This is a genomic window from Mycobacterium sp. MUNTM1 (assembly GCF_054660795.1).
Genome location: NZ_BAAGDE010000173.1, coordinates 1 through 270, shown reverse-complemented (window position 1 = coordinate 270; position 270 = coordinate 1). Strand labels below are relative to the sequence as shown.

The window sequence follows — 270 nt, the reverse complement described above, 5'->3', positions numbered from 1 at the left end:
GTATGTAAAACGTTAGAAGACGTCAGGACGAATACGCTGTCGTGCGGCTGGTCAGAAACTGGGAGAATCATGAAAGGGCTCTGCTCACAACCCCGCGGCGGGCGGACGCGCGACGACGAGGGGGCGGAACCCGTATTGCGGCACCGCGCGTCCGAAGGGTTCGCCGGCAAGATTGCCCAGCGGTACTCCGGGCATACCCGGCGTACCCGCCGGCGGGGGCGCGACCATCGGCGTGCCGCCCAGCACCGCGGCATGGGGGCTGGCCAGCGG

General features: G+C 68.1%; 1 protein-coding gene. It reads right to left on the bottom strand.

Annotation, left to right across the window (positions count from 1 at the left end; genetic code table 11):
* Positions 1 to 84 precede the first annotated feature (84 nt).
* On the bottom strand, positions 85 to 270 hold a 186-nt coding region (locus tag ACYQ8K_RS30295; RefSeq protein ID WP_459975086.1), incomplete at its 5' end, for a PPE family protein, SVP subgroup.